Here is a 19,579-nt window from a genome sequence, read left to right as displayed (position 1 = left end):
CGCGCAGTTCCCCGCGCCCCTCAATGCTCCCCGGCACCGTTCCTGAAAGGGGCAGCGCCCTTGGGAAAGGGGGCCGGTCCGCTTTCGAGGGCGGCCGGAAGGGCAACCAGGGGCGCGGGGAACTGCGCGACAAGCCAGACGGTCCGCAGACCGACGACAACGCCCGGGCGCCGGGCGCGACCCGGGTCGTGGCGCTCACCCGGAGAGCCGAGGCGCTCGCAGGCGCGGGGCCCCCGGGGCCCCGTCCCCGTAAGCTAGCGCAGCGTGACCGTAACGCTCATTTGGATTCTCGTCGCGCTCGTCGCCGTCGGGCTCTATCTCAGTTGGACCGCCGGACGGCTCGACCGTCTGCATACCCGGATCGACGCCGCCCGCGCCGCCCTCGACGCGCAGTTGCTGCGCCGTGCGTCGGTGACGCAGGAGCTGGCGACGTCCGGGGTGCTCGATCCCGCCGCCTCGATCGTCCTCTACGAGGCCGCGCACGCCGCCCGCCAGGCGGAGGAGGACCATCGGGAGGTCGCGGAGAGCGAGTTGAGCGCCGCGCTGCGGGCGGTGTTCGAGGAGCCCGCCCAGGTGGAGGCGGTCCGTGAGGTGCCCGGCGGGGACGAGGCGGCGACGGAGCTGGCGCAGTCGGTGCGCCGGGTCCCGATGGCGCGGCGGTTCCACAACGACGCCGTTCGCGCGGCCCGCGCCCTCCGCCGCCATCGCAAGGTGCGCTGGTTCCGGCTGGCCGGCCACGCCCCGTTTCCGCTCGCGTTCGAGATGGACGACACTCCGCCGACGGCGCTCGCGGACCGTCCCGGCAGCTGACGGAGCGGGCGGCCGGTGGGACGGGCTGCCGAGGGGGCCGCGAGGGGGCCACTCGTACGAGATCGGCCATGCCTAGGCCCTCCGGTCACCGCCGTGAGCAGCGAAAACGATCCACCGGCTGTTCATTGGCCCTTGTCGCGGCCCGACGTGTGGCTGTTCCATCGGTTGCGCAGCCGTCCCCGGTCGCACTTCGCAGCAACCGTCTTCGAGTGAGGTCCCCGTGTCCAGCACGCTCCCCAGCACCCCGCAGTCCGACGCTCCCGCGACCGGTACCGCCCGCGTCAAGCGCGGCATGGCCGAGCAGCTCAAGGGCGGCGTCATCATGGACGTGGTCAACGCCGAGCAGGCGAAGATCGCCGAGGACGCGGGCGCCGTCGCCGTCATGGCCCTCGAAAGGGTGCCCGCCGATATCCGCAAGGACGGCGGTGTGGCCCGGATGTCCGACCCGAACATGATCGAGGAGATCATCGAGGCGGTCTCCATCCCGGTGATGGCCAAGTCCCGGATCGGGCACTTCGTCGAGGCCCAGGTGCTCCAGTCCCTCGGTGTCGACTACATCGACGAGTCGGAGGTGCTGACCCCGGCCGACGAGGTCAACCACTCCGACAAGTGGGCCTTCACCACCCCGTTCGTCTGCGGTGCCACCAACCTGGGCGAGGCCCTGCGCCGGATCGCCGAGGGCGCGGCGATGATCCGCTCCAAGGGCGAGGCCGGTACCGGCAATGTCGTCGAGGCCGTCCGCCATCTGCGCCAGATCAAGAACGAGATCGCCCGGCTGCGCGGCTACGACCACAATGAGCTGTTCGCCGCCGCCAAGGACCTGCGCGCCCCGTACGAGCTGGTCAAGGAGGTCGCCGAGCTGGGCAAGCTCCCCGTGGTGCTGTTCTCCGCCGGTGGTGTCGCCACCCCCGCCGACGCGGCGCTGATGCGTCAGCTCGGCGCCGAGGGCGTCTTCGTCGGCTCGGGCATCTTCAAGTCCGGCGACCCGGCGAAGCGTGCCGCCGCGATCGTCAAGGCGACCACCTTCTACGACGACCCGAAGATCGTCGCGGATGCCTCCCGGAATCTGGGCGAGGCCATGGTCGGCATCAACTGCGACACCCTGCCCGAGGCCGAGCGCTACGCGAACCGGGGCTGGTAGTGACCGCTCCGCTGATCGGAGTGCTCGCCCTCCAGGGCGACGTACGGGAGCATCTGATCGCCCTGGCCGCGGCGGACGCCACGGCCGGGCCCGTACGGCGGCCGGAGGAGCTGGCCGGGCTCGACGGCCTGGTGATCCCCGGCGGCGAGTCCACCACGATGTCCAAGCTGGCCACCCTCTTCGGGGTGATGGAGCCGCTGCGCGAGCGGGTGCGGGCCGGACTGCCCGTCTACGGCACCTGCGCCGGGCTGATCATGCTCGCCGACAAGATCCTCGACCCGAGGTCGGGCCAGGAGACCGTCGGCGGGATCGACATGATCGTCCGCCGGAACGCCTTCGGCCGCCAGAACGAGTCCTTCGAGGCGGCGGTCGACGTCGCCGGGATCGACGGACCGGTGGACGGCGTCTTCATCCGGGCGCCCTGGGTGGAGTCCGTCGGAGCGGATGTCGAGATCGTCGCCGAGTACGGCGGCCATATCGTCGCCGTACGCCAGGGCAACGCGCTCGCCACTTCCTTCCATCCGGAGCTGACCGGTGATCACCGGGTGCACGGCCTCTTCGTCGACATGGTGCGCGCGGCCGGGTGACTCCGTCCCGGTAGGATCGGCGGTCCGAGCACAGCGGTAACGCGGCAGCACTGGGTAACGCGAAGGAGACAGGCAGATGTCCGGCCACTCTAAATGGGCTACGACGAAGCACAAGAAGGCCGTGATCGACGCCAAGCGCGGCAAACTCTTCGCGAAGCTCATCAAGAACATCGAGGTCGCGGCCCGGATGGGCGGCGCCGACATCGAGGGCAACCCGACCCTCTTCGACGCCATCCAGAAGGCCAAGAAGCAGTCGGTGCCGAACAAGAACATCGACTCCGCGCTCAAGCGCGGCGCCGGCCTGGAGGCGGGCGGCGCGGACTACGAGACGATCATGTACGAGGGCTACGGCCCGAACGGTGTCGCGGTGCTCATCGAGTGCCTCACCGACAACCGCAACCGGGCCGCCTCCGACGTCCGGGTCGCCATGACCCGCAACGGCGGTTCGATGGCCGACCCGGGCTCCGTCTCGTACCTCTTCAACCGCAAGGGCGTCGTGATCGTCCCCAAGGGCGAGCTGTCCGAGGACGACGTGCTCGGCGCGGTGCTGGACGCGGGCGCCGAGGAGGTCAACGACCTCGGTGAGTCCTTCGAGGTGCTGAGCGAGGCCACCGACCTGGTCGCGGTCCGTACGGCGCTTCAGGAGCAGGGCATCGACTACGACTCCGCCGAGGCCAACTTCGTCCCGACCATGCAGGTCGAGCTGGACGAGGACGGCGCACGGAAGATCTTCAAGCTGATCGACGCGCTGGAGGACAGCGACGACGTCCAGAACGTCTTCGCCAACTTCGACGTCTCCGACGAGATCATGGAGAAGGTCGACGCCTGATCAGGTCGCCGACCCGGGTCGGTCCGGTCGTCGTACCGGTCGTCATGAAGAGGGCGGGCCGAAGGGAGAAACACCCTTCGGCCCGCCCTCGTTCGCGTCCGTTGTCGGTGGCGCCGGATAACCTGCACAAACAGATGACCGAAGGAGGGGCGGCGGCGTGCGTGTGCTGGGGGTCGACCCGGGGCTGACCCGGTGCGGTGTCGGGGTGGTGGACGGGGTGGCGGGCCGCCCGCTGACCATGGTCGGCGTGGGCGTCGTACGGACCTCGCCCGACGCCGACCTCGGCCGTCGGCTGGTCGCCGTCGAGGAGGGCATCGAGAGCTGGCTCGACGAGTACCGCCCGGAGCGGGTCGCCGTCGAGCGGGTCTTCAGCCAGCACAATGTGCGTACGGTGATGGGCACCGCCCAGGCCAGCGCCGTCGCCATGCTCTGCGCGGCCCGCCGCGGCATCCCCGTCGTCCTGCACACCCCGAGTGAGGTCAAGGCAGCCGTCACCGGCTCGGGGCGGGCCGACAAGGCGCAGGTCGGCGCGATGGTGACCCGGCTGCTGCGGCTCGCGGCCCCGCCCAGGCCCGCGGACGCCGCCGACGCCCTGGCGCTCGCCATCTGCCACATCTGGCGCAGCCCCGCGCAGAACCGCCTCCAGGAGGCCGTCGCCCGCCACCGCGGCGCCGCCCCGTCAGCCCGACCCCCGAAAGGCCGTACCGCATGATCGCCTTTGTCCGCGGCGAGGTCGCCGCGCTCGCCCCCACCACCGCGGTGGTCGAGGTCGGCGGGGTCGGCATGGCCCTCCAGTGCACCCCCGACACGCTCTCCCGGCTCCGGGTCGGCCAGCGGGCCGAGCTCGCCACGTCCCTCGTCGTCCGGGAGGACTCCCTCACCCTCTACGGCTTCGCCGACGAGGACGAGCGGCAGGTGTTCGAGCTGCTCCAGACCGCCAGCGGGGTCGGCCCCCGGCTGGCCCAGGCCATGCTCGCCGTGCACCGGCCCGACGCCCTGCGGCGCGCGGTGGCCACCGGCGACGAGCGGGCGCTGACGGCCGTCCCCGGGATCGGCAAGAAGGGCGCCCAGAAGCTGCTGCTGGAGCTGAAGGACCGGCTCGGCGCCCCGCTCGGCCCGGTCGGCGCGGCCCCCGTCGCCTCCGCCGAGCCCGCCTGGCGCGATCAGCTGCACGCGGCCCTGATCGGACTGGGGTACGCGACCCGGGAGGCCGACGACGCGGTCGCGGCCGTCACCCCCCAGGCCGAGGCCGCCGGGGACCGGCCCGCGGTGGGCGCGCTGCTGAAGGCCGCGCTCCAGACCCTCAACCGCACCCGGTGATCCACCCCGGCTGAACCCCGGCCGGTGGATCCGGGCAGGTCACCCGCCCGCCACGGGACCAGGACCCCACCGCGGCCCACGGCCGCCCGACGACACGAGGCACACACCCTGTGAACCGGTACGACAGCCCCGCCGACGACGACCGGGAGTACGCGCCTCCCGCCGATCCGGACCCGGCGGCCGACGGACGGCTCGTCGGCGGTGCCGCCGACGGGGAGGACCAGGCGGTCGAGGCCGCCCTGCGGCCCAAGTCGCTGGACGAGTTCGTCGGCCAGGAGCGGGTCCGCGAACAGCTCGACCTGGTGCTGACGGCCGCCAGGGCCCGGGGCGCCACCGCCGACCACGTCCTCCTGTCGGGCGCCCCCGGCCTGGGCAAGACCACCCTCTCCATGATCATCGCGGCCGAGATGCAGGCCCCCATCCGGATCACCTCGGGCCCGGCCATCCAGCACGCCGGGGATCTCGCGGCGATACTGTCGTCGCTCCAGGAGGGCGAGGTCCTCTTCCTGGACGAGATCCACCGGATGTCCCGGCCCGCCGAGGAGATGCTCTACATGGCGATGGAGGACTTCCGGGTCGACGTGATCGTCGGCAAGGGCCCGGGCGCCACCGCCATCCCCCTGGAACTGCCGCCCTTCACCCTGGTCGGCGCCACCACCCGGGCCGGACTGCTGCCGCCCCCGCTCCGCGACCGCTTCGGCTTCACCGCCCATATGGAGTTCTACGAGCCCGCCGAACTGGAACGCGTCATCCACCGTTCGGCCCAGTTGCTCGATGTGGAGATCGACACCGAGGGCGCGGCCGAGATCGCCGGGCGCTCCCGGGGCACGCCCCGGATCGCGAACCGGCTGCTGCGCCGGGTCCGGGACTACGCCCAGGTCAAGGCCGACGGTGTGATCAACCGTACGATCGCCGCCGCCGCCCTCGGGGTGTACGAGGTCGACGGCCGCGGCCTGGACCGGCTCGACCGGGCCGTGCTGGGCGCCCTGCTCAAGCTCTTCGGCGGCGGACCGGTGGGGCTCTCCACCCTGGCGGTGGCCGTGGGGGAGGAGCGGGAGACCGTGGAGGAGGTCGCCGAGCCCTTCCTGGTCCGGGAGGGCCTGCTGGCCCGTACGCCCCGTGGCCGGATCGCCACCCCCGCGGCCTGGGCGCATCTCGGGCTCACTCCGCCCGCTCAGGCGCCGGGCGCAAGCGGACAACAGGGCTTGTTCGGGGCGTGACGGCGCGGATACTCCCGCTGCCAGGAACTACGGTGGGATGCTGGGCGTTGTTCCATTGCCGCGGACTCGCCTAGACTCCGCCGATGCCGCCCTTCCCAGGTCGGCGCGCCCACCCCCGTAGATAGGCCGCCTCACGCTGTGCGGTCGTGTGAAGGAAGTTTCTTCCCGTGAGTCTCCTGACCTTCCTCCCCTTCATCGTGCTCATCGGGGCCATGTTCCTGATGACCCGCTCCGCCAAGAAGAAGCAGCAGCAGGCGGCGTCGATGCGCGACTCCATGCAGCCCGGCACCGGGGTGCGGACGATCGGCGGCATGTACGCCACCGTCAAGGAGCTCCACGACGACACCGTGCTGCTGGAGGTCGCTCCCGGGGTCTACGCGGTCTACGCCAAGAACGCCATCGGCGCGGTGCTCTCGGACGAGGAGTACAACCACATCGTCCACGGTGACGAGCCCGCCGAGGAGCTTCCGGCCGTCCCGGACGACGCCTCGTCGCTGACGGAGCCCGCAGACGAGCAGGCCGAGAAGCCGAAGCAGCCGGAGGCGGAGCAGGCGGCCGGGGAGAAGCCCGAGGGCAAGATCGACCTCGGTAAGAAGGCCGACGACGCCACCGGCAAGGACGCCGGTGCCGCCGAGGCCGCCTCGGACGAGCCCGAGGACGCCGCACCGTCCAAGGACGCCAAGGCCGACGGCGAGAAGTAGCCATCACCGGGACCGCCGGGCACAAGAGGGTGCCCGGCGGTCCCGTGATCGTGTTGACTTCTGCGGGGGCTGGGCCCCACAACACTTCGTGGCCGCCCCGGCGCATACCCGGCCCGGGACGGTTGGACAGGGAGAAACGAGAAGGTGGCAGCACCGAAGAGGGGCCGAAGGCCCGCGGGGGCTCAGGGGAGGCCGGGCCGCACCCTGGTCTTCATCATGATCGCCATGGCCGCGCTCGCCGGTGGCATGTTCTGGTCCGGGCACACCACGCCCCGGCTGGGCATCGACCTGGCCGGCGGTACGTCGATCACGCTGAAGGCCAAGGCGGAGCCCGGCAAGGAAAGCGCCGTCAACGAGACCAATATGAACACGGCGGTCGGGATCATCGAGCGCCGCGTCAACGGTCTCGGTGTCTCCGAGGCCGAGGTCCAGACGCAGGGCGAGTCCAATATCGTCGTCAACATCCCCAAGGGGACCGACGCGGAAGAGGCTCGTAAGCAGGTCGGTACGACCGCTCAGCTCTACTTCCGACCGGTGCTGAACGTCGCCGCCGGCGGCCCGGCCGTGCCGCAGACCCCGCAGCCGAAGCCGAGCGGCTCCGCCTCCGCCGGTACCGGCGACAAGGGCAAGCCCGCCGGTGAGAAGGCCGAAGGCGACAAGGCCGAGTCCTCCACCAAGCCCAGCGGCTCCGCCACCGCGCAGGGCCGGGCCGTCACCGACGGCCTCAAGGCGCCGTCCCCCGGCACCTCCGGCTCCCCCGACGCCTCCGGCAAGCCCGCTGACAAGCCGGCCGACAAGCACGCCGAGAAGCCCGCGGCCGGACAGACCCCGGACCCGGCCGCCGCCGATCTGGAGCAGCGCTTCGCCGCGCTGAACTGCGAGGACCCCAAGGCCCGCGCCGCCGTCAGCGAGAACGTGAAGCCCGAGAACACGATCGTCGCCTGTGGCAAGAACAGCGCCAAGCAGTGGGAGAAGTACATCCTCGGCCCGGCCGAGGTGGACGGCAAGGACGTCGACGAGGCCAAGGGCCAGCTGGACCCCCAGCGCGGCATGTGGATCGTCACCATGGACTTCACCAAGTCCGGCTCGAAGAAGTTCGAGAAGATCACCGGCAAGCTCTCCCAGCAGCAGCCGCCGCTGAACCAGTTCGCGATCGTGCTCGACGGTGAGGTGATGTCCGCCCCCAGCGTCGAGACCACCCTCAGCGCCAATGCCGAGATCTCCGGCAGCTTCAACCAGGAGTCCGCCCAGAACCTGGGCAACATCCTCTCCTACGGTGCCCTGCCGCTCAGCTTCGAGGAGCAGAGCGTCGACACCGTCAGCGCCGCCCTCGGCGGCGAGCAGCTGCGGGCCGGTCTGATCGCGGGCGCCATCGGCCTCGCCCTCGTCATCATCTACCTGGTGGTCTACTACCGCGGCCTGTCGCTGATCGCCATCCTCAGCCTGGGTGTCTCCGCGGTCCTCACCTACTCCCTGATGTCGCTGCTCGGCCCGGCCATCGGCTTCGCGCTGAACCTCCCGGCCGTCTGCGGTGCCATCGTGGCCATCGGTATCACCGCGGACTCGTTCATCGTCTACTTCGAACGGATAAGGGACGAGATCCGTGAGGGCCGCACCCTGCGCCCCGCCGTGGAACGGGGCTGGCCGCGGGCCCGCCGGACGATCCTCGTCTCCGACTTCGTCTCCTTCCTGGCCGCCGCGGTGCTCTTCTTCGTCACCGTCGGCAAGGTGCAGGGCTTCGCCTTCACCCTCGGTCTGACCACCCTGCTCGACGTCGTCGTGGTCTTCCTCTTCACCAAGCCGCTGATGACGCTGCTGGCGCGGACCAAGTTCTTCGGCGGCGGACACCCGTGGTCCGGGCTCGACCCGGAGCGTCTCGGCGCCCAGCCGCCGCTGCGCCGCTCCCGCCGCCTCACCGCCCCCACCGACCCGAAGGAGGCGTGAGCATGTCGCGTCTCGGCACTATCGGCGCCAGGCTCTACCGCGGCGAGATCGGCTACGACTTCGTCCGCCACCGCAAGTTCTGGTACGGCGTCTCGATCCTGATCACCATCGCGGCCATCGCCGGGCTGGCGATCCGCGGTCTCAACATGGGCATCGAGTTCAAGGGCGGTGCCGTCTTCACCACCCCGAGCACCAAGGTGTCCGTCTCCGACGCCCGCGAGTACGCGGAGGAGGCGTCCGGCCACCCCGCCATCGTCCAGAAGCTCGGCAACGACACCCTCCGGATCCAGGTCGCCCAGCTCAACACCGACCAGGCCGCCCAGGTCAAGAGCGACCTGGCCCGCGATCTGAAGATCGACGCCGACAAGATCGGCGCCGAACTGGTCGGCCCCAGCTGGGGCAAGCAGATCGCCAACAAGGCATGGACCGGTCTGGCCATCTTCATGGTCCTCGTGGTGATCTATCTGGCGATCGCCTTCGAATGGAGAATGGCGGTCGCCGCGCTGATCGCCCTGATCCACGACCTGACCATCACCGTCGGTGTCTACGCCCTCGTCGGCTTCGAGGTCACCCCCGGCACGGTGATCGGTCTGCTCACCATCCTCGGCTACTCCCTCTACGACACCGTCGTCGTCTTCGACGGTCTCAAGGAGGGTGCGAAGGGGATCACCAAGCAGAACCGCTACACCTACAGCGAGCTGGCCAACCGCAGCCTCAACGGCACCCTGGTCCGCTCGATCAACACCACCGTCGTGGCCCTGCTCCCGGTCGCCGGCCTCCTCTTCATCGGCGGCGGCGTCCTCGGCGCGGGCATGCTCAACGACATCTCGCTCTCGCTCTTCGTCGGCCTCGCGGCCGGCGCGTACTCCTCGATCTTCATCGCGACCCCGCTGGTCGCCGACCTCAAGGAGCGCGACCCGCAGATGAAGGCCCTGCGCAAGCGGGTCCTCGCCAAGCGGGCCAAGGGCGAGACGGAGCCCGACGAGAGCCCGGCCGACGGCGGCTCCGACGGGACCGGCGGCGACGACGAGCCGCGGGGTACGGCTCCCGGTGACACCGCCGCGGCCACCGCGGGACCGTCCGGAGTGGTCGGGCAGCGCGGCCGGGGCCGGCCGTCGGGCAGGCGGCGATGACCACCGCGCCCAGTGACGTCCGGGAGCTGCTGCTCAGCCGGATCCGCGATGTGAACGACTATCCGCAGCCCGGAGTGGTGTTCAAGGACATCACCCCGCTGCTCGCGGACCCGGCCGCCTTCACCGCCCTCACCGACGCCCTGACCGAGCTGTGCCTCCGGCACGGCGCGACCAAAGTCGTCGGCCTGGAGGCCCGGGGCTTCATCCTCGCGGCCCCGGTCGCGGTCCGGGCCGGACTGGGCTTCGTCCCGGTCCGCAAGGCGGGCAAGCTGCCGGGCGCCACGCTCTCCCAGGCGTACGACCTCGAATACGGCAGCGCCGAGATCGAGATCCACGCCGAGGACCTGCGCCCGGACGACCGGGTCATGGTCATCGACGACGTACTGGCCACCGGAGGCACGGCCGGTGCCGCGGCGGAGCTGATCCGCCGCGGCGGCGCCCGGGTCGCGGGGGTCGCCGTCCTGATGGAGCTGGGCTTCCTCGGCGGCCGTGACCGGCTGGAACCGGTACTCGGCGGCGCCCCGGTGGAGTCGCTGCTCGCCCTCTGACCGGATCCGGCGCCCACCGTGGCGCACTGTGTTCGCACCAGACCCCCGAGGCCCGGGAATGCCGGGCCTCGGGGGTCTGTTTTCAGCCTCGGGGGCATAGCATCGGCCGGGTGGATACGATGGGCTCTCCGGACCAGTCCCGGGGGACCCGGACCGCACGAGGAGCGCTCTTGCCAGACGAGGCCCGTCCCGCCACCGCACAGCCCGGCCCGAAGGCCGACCGGGCCCCGGCGGCGTCCGCCACGCCCGAGCCGACGCCCGAAGGGCGCCCCGGGCGGAACACGCCCGCCCGCGGCGGTCCCAATCCGGCCGCCCCGGGGTCGGCCGCGGTCCGCGCCGCCGCGCCGCAGACCGGGCGCCGCGGCCCCGCGCCCGCGAACCGGCCCGCGCCGCCACCCGCCTCGTCCCCCCGCTCCGGCGGCTCCTCCAACCGGGTCCGGGCCCGGCTCGCCCGGCTCGGCGTCCAGCGGTCCTCGCCGTACAACCCGGTCCTGGAGCCGCTGCTGCGGATCGTCCGGGGCAACGACCCCAAGATCGAGACCGCCACACTCCGCCAGATCGAGAAGGCGTACCAGGTCGCCGAGCGCTGGCACCGGGGCCAGAAGCGCAAGAGCGGCGATCCGTACATCACCCATCCCCTGGCCGTCACCACCATCCTGGCCGAGCTGGGGATGGACCCGGCGACCCTGATGGCCGGGCTGCTGCACGACACCGTCGAGGACACCGAGTACGGGCTCGACACCCTGCGCCGGGACTTCGGCGACCAGGTCGCCCTGCTCGTCGACGGCGTCACCAAGCTGGACAAGGTGAAGTTCGGCGAGGCCGCCCAGGCCGAGACCGTCCGCAAGATGGTCGTCGCCATGGCGAAGGACCCCCGGGTCCTGGTGATCAAGCTCGCCGACCGGCTGCACAACATGCGCACCATGCGCTACCTCAAGCGGGAGAAGCAGGAGAAGAAGGCCCGCGAGACGCTGGAGATCTATGCCCCGCTGGCCCACCGGCTGGGGATGAACACCATCAAGTGGGAGCTGGAGGACCTCGCCTTCGCGATCCTCTACCCCAAGATGTACGACGAGATCGTCCGGCTGGTCGCCGAGCGCGCCCCCAAGCGGGACGAGTACCTCGCCATAGTGACCGACGAGGTGCAGTCCGATCTGCGGGCCGCCCGGATCAAGGCGACCGTCACCGGCCGCCCCAAGCACTACTACAGCGTCTACCAGAAGATGATCGTCCGCGGCCGGGACTTCGCCGAGATCTACGACCTGGTCGGGATCCGGGTCCTGGTCGACACGGTCCGCGACTGCTACGCGGCGCTCGGTACGGTCCACGCGCGATGGAATCCGGTCCCCGGCCGGTTCAAGGACTACATCGCGATGCCGAAGTTCAACATGTACCAGTCGCTGCATACGACGGTGATCGGACCCAACGGCAAGCCCGTCGAACTCCAGATCCGCACCTTCGACATGCACCGGCGGGCGGAGTACGGCATCGCCGCCCACTGGAAGTACAAGCAGGAGGCCGTCGCCGGGGCGTCCAAGGTACGGACCGACGTACCGAAGAAGACCGGCAAGGACGACCACCTCAACGACATGGCGTGGCTGCGCCAGCTGCTGGACTGGCAGAAGGAGACCGAGGACCCCTCGGAGTTCCTGGAGTCCCTGCGGTTCGACCTCTCCCGCAACGAGGTCTTCGTCTTCACGCCCAAGGGCGACGTCATAGCGCTGCCCGCCAGCGCCACCCCCGTCGACTTCGCCTACGCGGTCCATACCGAGGTCGGCCACCGCACCATAGGGGCCCGGGTCAACGGCCGGCTCGTCCCGCTGGAGTCGACCCTCGACAACGGCGACCTCGTGGAGGTCTTCACCTCCAAGGCCGAGGGTGCCGGACCGTCCCGGGACTGGCTGGGCTTCGTCAAATCGCCCCGGGCCCGTAACAAGATCCGCGCCTGGTTCTCCAAGGAACGCCGCGACGAGGCGATCGAACAGGGCAAGGACGCGATCGTCCGGGCCATGCGGAAGCAGAACCTCCCCATCCAGCGGATCCTCACCGGGGACTCCCTGGTGACCCTCGCGCACGAGATGCGCTACCCCGACATCTCTTCGCTGTACGCGGCCATCGGCGAGGGCCATGTCGCCGCGCAGGGCGTCGTCCAGAAGCTGGTTGCCGCGCTCGGCGGCGAGGAGGCCGCCAACGAGGACATCGCCGAGTCCGCGCCGCCGTCGCGCTCCAAGCGGGGCAAGCGACGCTCCAACGCCGACCCCGGGGTCGTCGTCAAGGGCGTCGAAGACGTCTGGGTGAAGCTGGCACGCTGCTGTACGCCGGTACCGGGCGATCCCATCATCGGCTTCGTCACCCGGGGCAGCGGGGTCTCCGTCCACCGGGCCGACTGTGTGAACGTCGACTCCCTGTCGCAGCAGCCCGAACGGATCCTCGAAGTCGAGTGGGCGCCCACCCAGTCGTCGGTCTTCCTGGTCGCCATCCAGGTCGAGGCGCTGGACCGGTCGCGACTGCTCTCCGATGTCACCAGGGTCCTGTCCGACCAGCACGTCAACATCCTGTCGGCGGCGGTCCAGACCTCCCGCGACCGGGTCGCGACCTCCCGCTTCACCTTCGAGATGGGCGACCCGAAGCACCTGGGCCACGTCCTGAAGGCGGTCCGCGGCGTGGAGGGCGTCTACGACGTCTACCGCGTCACCTCAGCGCGCCGCCCCTAAGGGCTACGCAGGGCCGGTGCCTGGGGAGAGCAGTTAGGGGCGCGGGGAACTGCGCGACCAGCCACAGGCGGTCCGCGGACCGCCGACAACATCAGGTCGCCGGAGGCGAACCGGGTAGTTCGGGGCGGTGCCCGGGAGGGCCGAGGCGCTGGGGGTTCCCCCCCATGCCGGAGGCATAGGAGGCGGGACTGCGCGACCAGCCACGGGTGCGCGGCGGACGGCACCCGGCAGAAACATCTACGGCGCGTATCCGCCGGACAGCGGCCGAGGTTCGCGACGGGCGGGGGCGTGGCCCGGGACATGGTTCGGACACGGGCGAGGCCCCCGCCCCGGGAAGGGCGAGGGCCTCGGAGAAGAAGTGGCGTCAGCCGCCGAACTCCTGGAGGCCCTTGAGGGCCTGGTCCAGGAGCGCCTGGCGGCCCTCCAGCTCCTTGGTGAGCTTGTCGGCGCGCGCGTTGTTGCCCGCCGCCCTCGCCGTGTCGATCTGACCCCGGAGCTTGTCCACCGCGGCCTGGAGCTGGCCGGTCAGCCCCGCGGCACGGGCCCGCGCCTCAGGGTTGGTCCGGCGCCACTCGTTCTCCTCGGACTCCTGGATGGCCCGCTCCACGGCGTGCATCCGGCCCTCGATCCGGGACCGGGCGTCCCTCGGCACATGACCGACGGCCTCCCAGCGCTCGTTGATCCCGCGGAACGCGGCCCGCGCGGCCTTCAGGTCCGTGACCGGCAGCAGCTTCTCCGCCTCGGCCGCCAGTTCCTCCTTGAGCTGCAGATTCTCCGTCTGCTCGGCGTCCCGCTCCGCGAACGCCCCGCTACGGGCGGCGAAGAAGACGTCCTGCGCGCCGCGGAAGCGGTTCCACAGATCGTCCTCGGCCTCGCGCTGCGCCCGGCCGGCCGCCTTCCAGTCGGCCATCAGCTCCCGGTAGCGGGCCGCCGTGGCTCCCCAGTCGGTCGAGTGGGAGAGCGACTCCGCCTCGGTGACCAGCTTCTCCTTGGCCTTGCGGGCGTCCTCGCGCTGGGCGTCGAGGGACGCGAAGTGCGCCTTGCGGCGCTTGGAGAAGGCCGAGCGGGCGTGCGAGAAGCGGTGCCACAGCTCGTCGTCCGACTTGCGGTCGAGCCGGGGCAGGCCCTTCCAGGTGTCGACCAGGGCCCGCAGCCGCTCGCCCGCCGAGCGCCACTGCTCGCTGCGCGCCAGCTCCTCGGCCTCGGCGACCAGTTCCTCCTTGGCCTTGCGGGCCTCGTCGTGCTGCTTGGCGCGCTGGACCTTGCGCTCCTCGCGCCGCCGCTCCACGGATTCGACGAGGACGTCGAGCCGCTTGCCCAGCGCCGCCAGATCACCTACCGCGTGGTGCTCGGACACCTGCTCCCGCAGATGGTCGATGGCGATCTGAGCGTCCTTGGCCGACAGGTCGGTGGTCTTCACCCGCTTTTCGAGGAGGCCGATCTCGACCACCAGGCCCTCGTACTTGCGCTCGAAATAGGCGAGGGCCTCCTCGGGAGTCCCGGCCTGCCACGATCCGACGACCTGCTCGCCGTCGGCTGTACGCACGTACACGGTGCCCGTCTCGTCGACACGGCCCCACGGGTCGCTGCTCACAGCGCCTCCTCCACCTGATGCCCACCGAGGGTCACCCCGGGCATCGTCCACAGTTTCCAGGGGCGAGCCGCGCCCGCCCTGCACAACGCCAATCTAGGCGACCGGTCGCCCGGCTGTCCGCACTCGGCGGCCACGCATTTCCCCGGCGCCGACCGGAGGCGGCCCCGGCGCGGGCCGGGGCCGTGAGGTCACCCCTTGCTCACGGTCACCTTCTCCACGGTGACCGCCGACTTCGGGGCGCCGTCCTTGGCGTTGCCCTCGACTCCGGCGGCGGCGACCTTCTGGACCGCCTTGAGCCCGGCCGCGTCGATCTTCCCGAACGGGGTGTACGTCGGCGGGAGCTTGGTCTCCTTGTAGACCAGGAAGAACTGGCTGCCGCCGGAGTTGGGCTGGCCCGTGTTGGCCATGGCGACCGTACCGGCCGGGAAGACCACGGTGCCGTCCGAACCTGCCTTGCCGAGGGCCGTCAGATTCTCGTCCGGGATGTTGTAGCCGGGGCCGCCGGTGCCGTCGCCCTTGGGGTCGCCGCACTGGAGGACGTAGATGCCCTCCGTGGTCAGCCGGTGGCACTTGGTCCCGTCGAAGTACCCCTTGTCGGCGAGGGACTTGAAGGAGTTGACCGTCCGCGGGGTCTTCGCCGCGTCCATCGCGAAGGAGATCGCGCCCTGGCTGGTCTTCATCGCCATGGTGTACGTGGCCTTGGCGTCGATCGCCATCTTCGGCTCGGGAGTCCTGGGCTCCTCCGGCGGCGCCGACGTCTGCTGCTGCGACGGGGTGCTCTGGTCCCCGGCCACGGTCTGCTTGTCCTTCTCGTCCTTGCCGTCCACGATCGACGCCGCCGCGATCGCCCCGCCGACCAGGACCATCACCACCGCGACGGAGATCGCCGCAATCTTCTGCCGCCGTCTGCGGGTCGCCGCGCGGCGCTCCTGCTGACGCTCGAACTTCTCCCGGGCGAGCTGCCGCCGCCGCTGATCGCTGCTGACCACCGAGTCCGCTCCTTCTCCGTACGCGACCCCTGGTGTCGAGGGGTTCCGCGGGTGCTGGGTTGCCGTGTCGTGCCGGACGTGCCGTGGGGGCCGTTATGTCCCACCGTACGCACGCGCCGGTGCGTCGCGCGTGCCCGTACCGTATACGGGTTGGCTGTGGGAGCAGCAGGGCCGGTAGGCTCTGACCTGTCGCGATTCCGCGTCATCCGCACCACGCCGGACAGTCGGCCGATCACCCAACGAGGACGAACGTGCTTATTGCCGGGTTCCCCGCCGGGGCCTGGGGGACCAACTGTTATCTGGTCGCCCCCGCCGCCGGGGAGGAGTGCGTGATCGTCGACCCCGGTCACCAGGCCGCCGACGGTGTCGCCGAGGCGATCGCCAAACACCGGCTGAAGCCCGTCGCCGTCGTCCTCACCCACGGCCATATCGACCATGTCGCCTCCGTGGTCCCGGTCTGCGGCGCGCACGACGTGCCCGCCTGGATCCACCCCGCCGACCGGTACATGATGAGCGACCCGGAGAAGGCCCTCGGCCGCTCGTTCGGCGCGCGGCTGATGGGCGAGCTGACCGTGGGCGAGCCGTCCGACGTCCACGAGCTGACCGACGGCTCGGTACTGGACCTGGCCGGCCTGGAGCTGACCGTGTCGCACGCCCCCGGCCATACCAAGGGGTCGGTGACCTTCGGGCTGCCCGACGCCGGTGACGTACCGCCGGTGTTCTTCTCGGGCGACCTGCTCTTCGCCGGCTCCGTCGGACGTACCGATCTGCCCGGTGGCGATCACGCCGAGATGCTCGAATCGCTGGCACGCGTCTGCCTGCCGCTCGACGACTCGACCGTGGTGCTCTCCGGGCACGGCCCCCAGACGACCATCGGCCGCGAGCGCGCCACCAACCCGTATCTGCGCGAGGTGGCGGCCGGCCGGGGGAGCGCCGACGCTCCCCGACGAGGAATGTGACGAGAGAAACCGTTGTGAGTACTTTCCAGGCACCCAAGGGCACCTACGATCTGCTGCCGCCCGCCTCCGCGACCTTCCTCGCCGTCCGCGAGGCGATCGCCGCGCCGCTGCGCGACTCGGGCTACGGCTATGTCGAGACCCCGGGCTTCGAGGACGTCGACCTGTTCGCCCGCGGTGTCGGCGAGTCCACCGACATCGTGACCAAGGAGATGTACACCCTCACCACCAAGGGCGGCAGCCGGCTCGCGCTCCGCCCCGAGGGCACCGCTTCCGTACTGCGCGCGGCGCTCGAGGCCAACCTCCACAAGCAGGGCAATCTGCCGGTCAAGCTCTGGTACTCGGGCTCCTACTACCGCTACGAGCGCCCCCAGGCCGGCCGCTACCGCCACTTCTCCCAGGTCGGGGCCGAGGCCATCGGCGCCGAGGACCCGGCGCTCGACGCCGAACTGATCATCCTGGCGGACCAGGCGTACCGCAGCCTCGGCCTGCGCCACTTCCGGATCCTGCTCAACAGCCTCGGCGACAAGGAGTGCCGCCCCGTCTACCGGGAGGCGCTCCAGGCCTTCCTGCGCGGCCTCGACCTCGACGAGGAGACCCGGCGCCGGATCGACATCAACCCGCTGCGGGTCCTCGACGACAAGCGCGCCGACGTCCGGCGGCAGCTCACCGGCGCGCCCGTACTCGCCGACTATCTGTGCGACGCCTGCCGGGCGTACCACAAGGAGGTCCGCGAGCTGATCTCCGAGGCGGGCGTGGCCTTCGAGGACGACGACCGGCTCGTCCGCGGCCTCGACTACTACACCCGGACCACCTTCGAGTTCGTCCACGACGGGCTCGGCTCGCAGTCCGCGGTGGGCGGCGGCGGCCGTTACGACGGCCTCTCCGAGATGATCGGCGGCCCGGCGCTGCCGTCCGTCGGCTGGGCCCTCGGGGTCGACCGCACGGTCCTGGCGCTGGAGGCCGAGGGCGTCGTACTGGACCTGCCGCCCGCCACCAGCGTCTACGCCGTGCCGCTCGGCGAGGAGGCCCGCCGGGTCCTCTTCGGCGTCGTCACCCGGCTCCGCAGGGACGGCGTCGCGGCGGACTTCGCCTACGGCGGCCGGGGCCTGAAGGGCGCGATGAAGGCGGCCAACCGGAGCGGGGCGCGGTACGCGATCGTGGCCGGGGAGCGGGATCTGGCCGAGGGCCACGTCCAGCTCAAGGACATGGAGTCGGGCGAGCAGACGCCGATCCCGCTCTCGGAGATCGCGACGGCCCTCAGCACCCGCCTGTCGCCTCCGGCGTAGGTCCGGGGTTCCTCCCCGGGGCGCGGCGCCTCGTGCTGTCGCCGCGCCCCGTTCCCGGTCGTCGCCCGCCCGGGTTCTCGGTGCCTCCGCCCGGGCGTCCGGGTCCGCCTCGCGAGCCGTAGGCAGATCTCCTCCAGCGTCGGCGGGACGATCCGCAGCCCCGGCACCTCGCCCCGTACCGCGCGGAGAGGGCCGTGAGGGTACGGGTCGGATCCGTCGTCCACTCGGTACGCGTCCGGCCGCCCGGCCCGGTCCCGTGGACCCGGGCCCCCGCCCCGTGGTGCCGTCGCAGCTCGTCCGGATCGCCCTGGGCGATCACCCGGCCCCGGGCGATCACCGCGATCCGGTCCGACACCGCCCCCGCCTCGTCCAGGTCGTGGGTGGTGAGGACGATCGTCGTGCCCTCGGCGGCGAGCAGCCGGACCAGTTCGCGGAAGCGGTGCCGGGCCGCCGGGCCGAAGCCCGTCGCGGGTTCGTCCAGCAGCGGCAGCTCGGGGCGGCCGATCACCCCCGGCGCCACATCGAGCCTGCGCCGCTGCCCGCCCGAGAGCGCCGCAGTCCGCCGGTCCGCGTGGTCCGCGAGGCCGACGAGCGCCAGCACGTCACGGTGGCCGCGCGGCCGCGGGCAGTACCGCGCGAAGTGGGCGACCGTCTCCCCGACGTCAACTCGGCGGGGGCCGATTCATCCTGCCAGACGACACCGATTCGAGACCGCCGGCGACGATTTCCGGCCGCCGGGTCCTCGCCCAGTACCCGTACCTCGCCGCCGTCCCGCCGCCGCAGGCCCAGCAGCACGCCGGCCGTCGTGCTCTTGCCCGCGCCGTTCGGCCCGGGCGGTCCGAACACCTCGCCCCGGCGGATCCGCAGGTCCACGCCGTCGACCGCCGTGACGTCCCCGTACCGCTTACGGAGCCCCCTCACCCTCACCGCGAGTTCTGTCATGGTCTCCACCCTGGTCACGGCGGTGCGGACGCGGTACGACCTTCCGTCCATCACGCCGTCCACCGAACGACGGACACACAGCCGGATACGGCACAATGACCCGGGCCCGAGCGGGTCCCGGAGCGAGGGGAACAGGCGATAGCGATATGGCGACAGTGGCGGTGGACGACGAGGTGATCGCGGACGAGCAGACCGGCGGTCCGCGCGACGGGATCGGCGGCAGCCGCTCCCTGGCCTGGCTGCTGGTGATCACGGGAGCGGCGGGACTGCTCGCCGCCTGGGTCATCACGCTCGACAAGTACAAGCTGCTGGAGGACCCGTCCTTCACCCCCGGATGCAGCCTCAACCCGGTGGTCTCCTGCGGCAACATCATGAAGAGCGACCAGGCGTCGGTCTTCGGCTTCCCCAACCCGATGCTGGGTCTGGTGACGTACTCGATGGTGATCGCCATCGGCGTCGGGATCCTGGCGGGCGCCCGCTACCAGCGCTGGTACTGGCTCGGCCTCAACGCGGGCTGCCTGTTCGGTGTGAGCTTCTGCATGTGGCTGATGTACCAGTCGCTGTACAACATCAACTCCCTCTGTCTGTGGTGCTCCCTCGCCTGGGCCGCCACGATCGTGATGTTCTGCTACGTCACCGTGCACAACGTCCGGCACCGGATCATCAAGGTCCCCGAGGGGCTCCGCAGCGGACTGCTGGAGTTCCACTGGATGCCGCCGGTGCTCTGGATCGGGATCATCGGCATGCTGATCCTGACCCGCTGGTGGGACTTCTGGACCAGCTGAGCCGACCGGCGCGCGACTCGCGCCCGAGCCTCCGCCCCCGTACCGGCACCGGCCGGACGGGGGCGTTGTCAGTGGGC

17 protein-coding genes and 1 pseudogene are annotated in these 19,579 nt (G+C 71.3%); 15 read left to right on the top strand and 3 right to left on the bottom strand.

All coding sequences use genetic code 11. From position 1 onward, the window contains the following. The first annotated feature begins 264 nt into the window (after window positions 1-264). The 12 genes from ABZ714_RS11140 to ABZ714_RS11085 all read left to right on the top strand — a co-directional run bounded on the left by ABZ714_RS11140 (window position 265) and on the right by ABZ714_RS11085 (window position 12,947). On the top strand, window positions 265-810 hold the full coding sequence (locus ABZ714_RS11140) for a hypothetical protein (RefSeq protein WP_358824893.1): 546 nt from the start codon (window positions 265-267) through the stop codon (window positions 808-810). A gap of 220 nt (window positions 811-1,030) precedes the next feature. Then, a complete protein-coding gene (gene pdxS / locus ABZ714_RS11135) occupies window positions 1,031-1,951 on the top strand; it encodes a pyridoxal 5'-phosphate synthase lyase subunit PdxS (RefSeq protein WP_358824892.1) in 921 nt (306 codons plus the stop codon). Further along, window positions 1,951-2,538, top strand: a complete 588-nt coding sequence (pdxT, locus tag ABZ714_RS11130) for a pyridoxal 5'-phosphate synthase glutaminase subunit PdxT (RefSeq protein ID WP_358824891.1) — start codon at window positions 1,951-1,953, stop codon at window positions 2,536-2,538. Before pdxS ends, pdxT begins: the two co-directional genes overlap by 1 nt. Before the next feature lie 76 nt (window positions 2,539-2,614). Beyond that, window positions 2,615-3,367: a YebC/PmpR family DNA-binding transcriptional regulator gene (locus tag ABZ714_RS11125; protein ID WP_358824890.1), complete on the top strand. Its 753-nt coding sequence runs from the start codon at window positions 2,615-2,617 to the stop codon at window positions 3,365-3,367. Between the two features lie 157 nt (window positions 3,368-3,524). Beyond that, the gene (gene ruvC, locus ABZ714_RS11120) at window positions 3,525-4,079 is read left to right on the top strand and encodes a crossover junction endodeoxyribonuclease RuvC (protein WP_358824889.1); all 555 of its coding nucleotides are present in this window, start codon (window positions 3,525-3,527) and stop codon (window positions 4,077-4,079) included. Further along, a complete protein-coding gene (ruvA, locus tag ABZ714_RS11115; protein WP_358824888.1) occupies window positions 4,076-4,687 on the top strand; it encodes a Holliday junction branch migration protein RuvA in 612 nt (203 codons plus the stop codon). The genes ruvC and ruvA overlap by 4 nt, the downstream gene beginning before the upstream one ends. Window positions 4,688-4,797: 110 nt before the next feature. Beyond that, window positions 4,798-5,907, top strand: coding sequence for a Holliday junction branch migration DNA helicase RuvB (gene ruvB / locus ABZ714_RS11110; protein ID WP_358824887.1), 1,110 nt, complete (start codon window positions 4,798-4,800; stop codon window positions 5,905-5,907). A 167-nt stretch (window positions 5,908-6,074) separates the two neighbouring features. Next, on the top strand, window positions 6,075-6,608 hold the full coding sequence (gene yajC / locus ABZ714_RS11105) for a preprotein translocase subunit YajC (RefSeq protein ID WP_358824886.1): 534 nt from the start codon (window positions 6,075-6,077) through the stop codon (window positions 6,606-6,608). A gap of 144 nt (window positions 6,609-6,752) precedes the next feature. Further along, complete coding sequence (gene secD / locus ABZ714_RS11100; protein ID WP_358824885.1) at window positions 6,753-8,552, top strand: protein translocase subunit SecD; 1,800 nt, start codon at window positions 6,753-6,755, stop codon at window positions 8,550-8,552. Between the two features lie 2 nt (window positions 8,553-8,554). Next, window positions 8,555-9,685, top strand: a complete 1,131-nt coding sequence (gene secF, locus ABZ714_RS11095; protein WP_358824909.1) for a protein translocase subunit SecF — start codon at window positions 8,555-8,557, stop codon at window positions 9,683-9,685. Continuing rightward, window positions 9,682-10,233, top strand: a complete 552-nt coding sequence (locus ABZ714_RS11090; RefSeq protein WP_358824884.1) for an adenine phosphoribosyltransferase — start codon at window positions 9,682-9,684, stop codon at window positions 10,231-10,233. The genes secF and ABZ714_RS11090 overlap by 4 nt, the downstream gene beginning before the upstream one ends. A gap of 170 nt (window positions 10,234-10,403) precedes the next feature. Next, entirely contained in the window at window positions 10,404-12,947 is a 2,544-nt protein-coding gene (locus tag ABZ714_RS11085; protein ID WP_358824883.1) for a RelA/SpoT family protein, read from the top strand. 364 nt (window positions 12,948-13,311) lie between these two features. On the opposite strand, the gene ABZ714_RS11080 is transcribed toward ABZ714_RS11085, so the two are convergent. After that, window positions 13,312-14,541 carry a DUF349 domain-containing protein gene (locus tag ABZ714_RS11080; protein WP_358824882.1) on the bottom strand — a complete coding sequence of 410 codons (1,230 nt, stop codon included), beginning with the start codon at window positions 14,539-14,541 and terminating at the stop codon, window positions 13,312-13,314. Between the two features lie 188 nt (window positions 14,542-14,729). Next, a complete protein-coding gene (locus ABZ714_RS11075; RefSeq protein WP_358824881.1) occupies window positions 14,730-15,530 on the bottom strand; it encodes a peptidylprolyl isomerase in 801 nt (266 codons plus the stop codon). A 251-nt stretch (window positions 15,531-15,781) separates the two neighbouring features. Between ABZ714_RS11075 and ABZ714_RS11070 the strand changes: the two genes are divergently transcribed. Together ABZ714_RS11070 and hisS are read left to right on the top strand one after the other, a co-directional pair. After that, entirely contained in the window at window positions 15,782-16,489 is a 708-nt protein-coding gene (locus tag ABZ714_RS11070) for an MBL fold metallo-hydrolase (RefSeq protein ID WP_358824880.1), read from the top strand. A 14-nt stretch (window positions 16,490-16,503) separates the two neighbouring features. Beyond that, a complete protein-coding gene (gene hisS / locus ABZ714_RS11065; RefSeq protein ID WP_358824879.1) occupies window positions 16,504-17,775 on the top strand; it encodes a histidine--tRNA ligase in 1,272 nt (423 codons plus the stop codon). A gap of 113 nt (window positions 17,776-17,888) precedes the next feature. On the opposite strand, the pseudogene ABZ714_RS11060 reads toward hisS, so the two are convergent. After that, window positions 17,889-18,717: pseudogene (locus ABZ714_RS11060) on the bottom strand (ABC transporter ATP-binding protein); the annotation flags it as partial. A 146-nt stretch (window positions 18,718-18,863) separates the two neighbouring features. On the opposite strand from ABZ714_RS11060, the gene ABZ714_RS11055 reads away from it, so the two are divergent. Next, window positions 18,864-19,502 carry a vitamin K epoxide reductase family protein gene (locus ABZ714_RS11055; protein WP_358824878.1) on the top strand — a complete coding sequence of 213 codons (639 nt, stop codon included), beginning with the start codon at window positions 18,864-18,866 and terminating at the stop codon, window positions 19,500-19,502. Window positions 19,503-19,579: the final 77 nt, after the last annotated feature.

Origin of the sequence: Streptomyces sp. NPDC006798 (assembly GCF_040635975.1) — a bacterium.
Classification (GTDB): Bacteria; Actinomycetota; Actinomycetes; order Streptomycetales; family Streptomycetaceae; genus Streptomyces.
The sequence above is the reverse complement of the archived record's forward strand: the minus strand, read 5'-3'. Positions and strand labels throughout refer to the sequence as shown.

Coding starts and splice junctions, on each gene's coding strand:
- ABZ714_RS11055 (WP_358824878.1), top strand. CDS start 18,864: ATGGCGACAGTGGCGGTGGACGACGAGGTGATCGCGGACGAGCAGACC.
- ABZ714_RS11090 (WP_358824884.1), top strand. CDS start 9,682: ATGACCACCGCGCCCAGTGACGTCCGGGAGCTGCTGCTCAGCCGGATC.
- secF (WP_358824909.1), top strand. CDS start 8,555: ATGTCGCGTCTCGGCACTATCGGCGCCAGGCTCTACCGCGGCGAGATC.
- ruvA (WP_358824888.1), top strand. CDS start 4,076: ATGATCGCCTTTGTCCGCGGCGAGGTCGCCGCGCTCGCCCCCACCACC.
- ABZ714_RS11125 (WP_358824890.1), top strand. CDS start 2,615: ATGTCCGGCCACTCTAAATGGGCTACGACGAAGCACAAGAAGGCCGTG.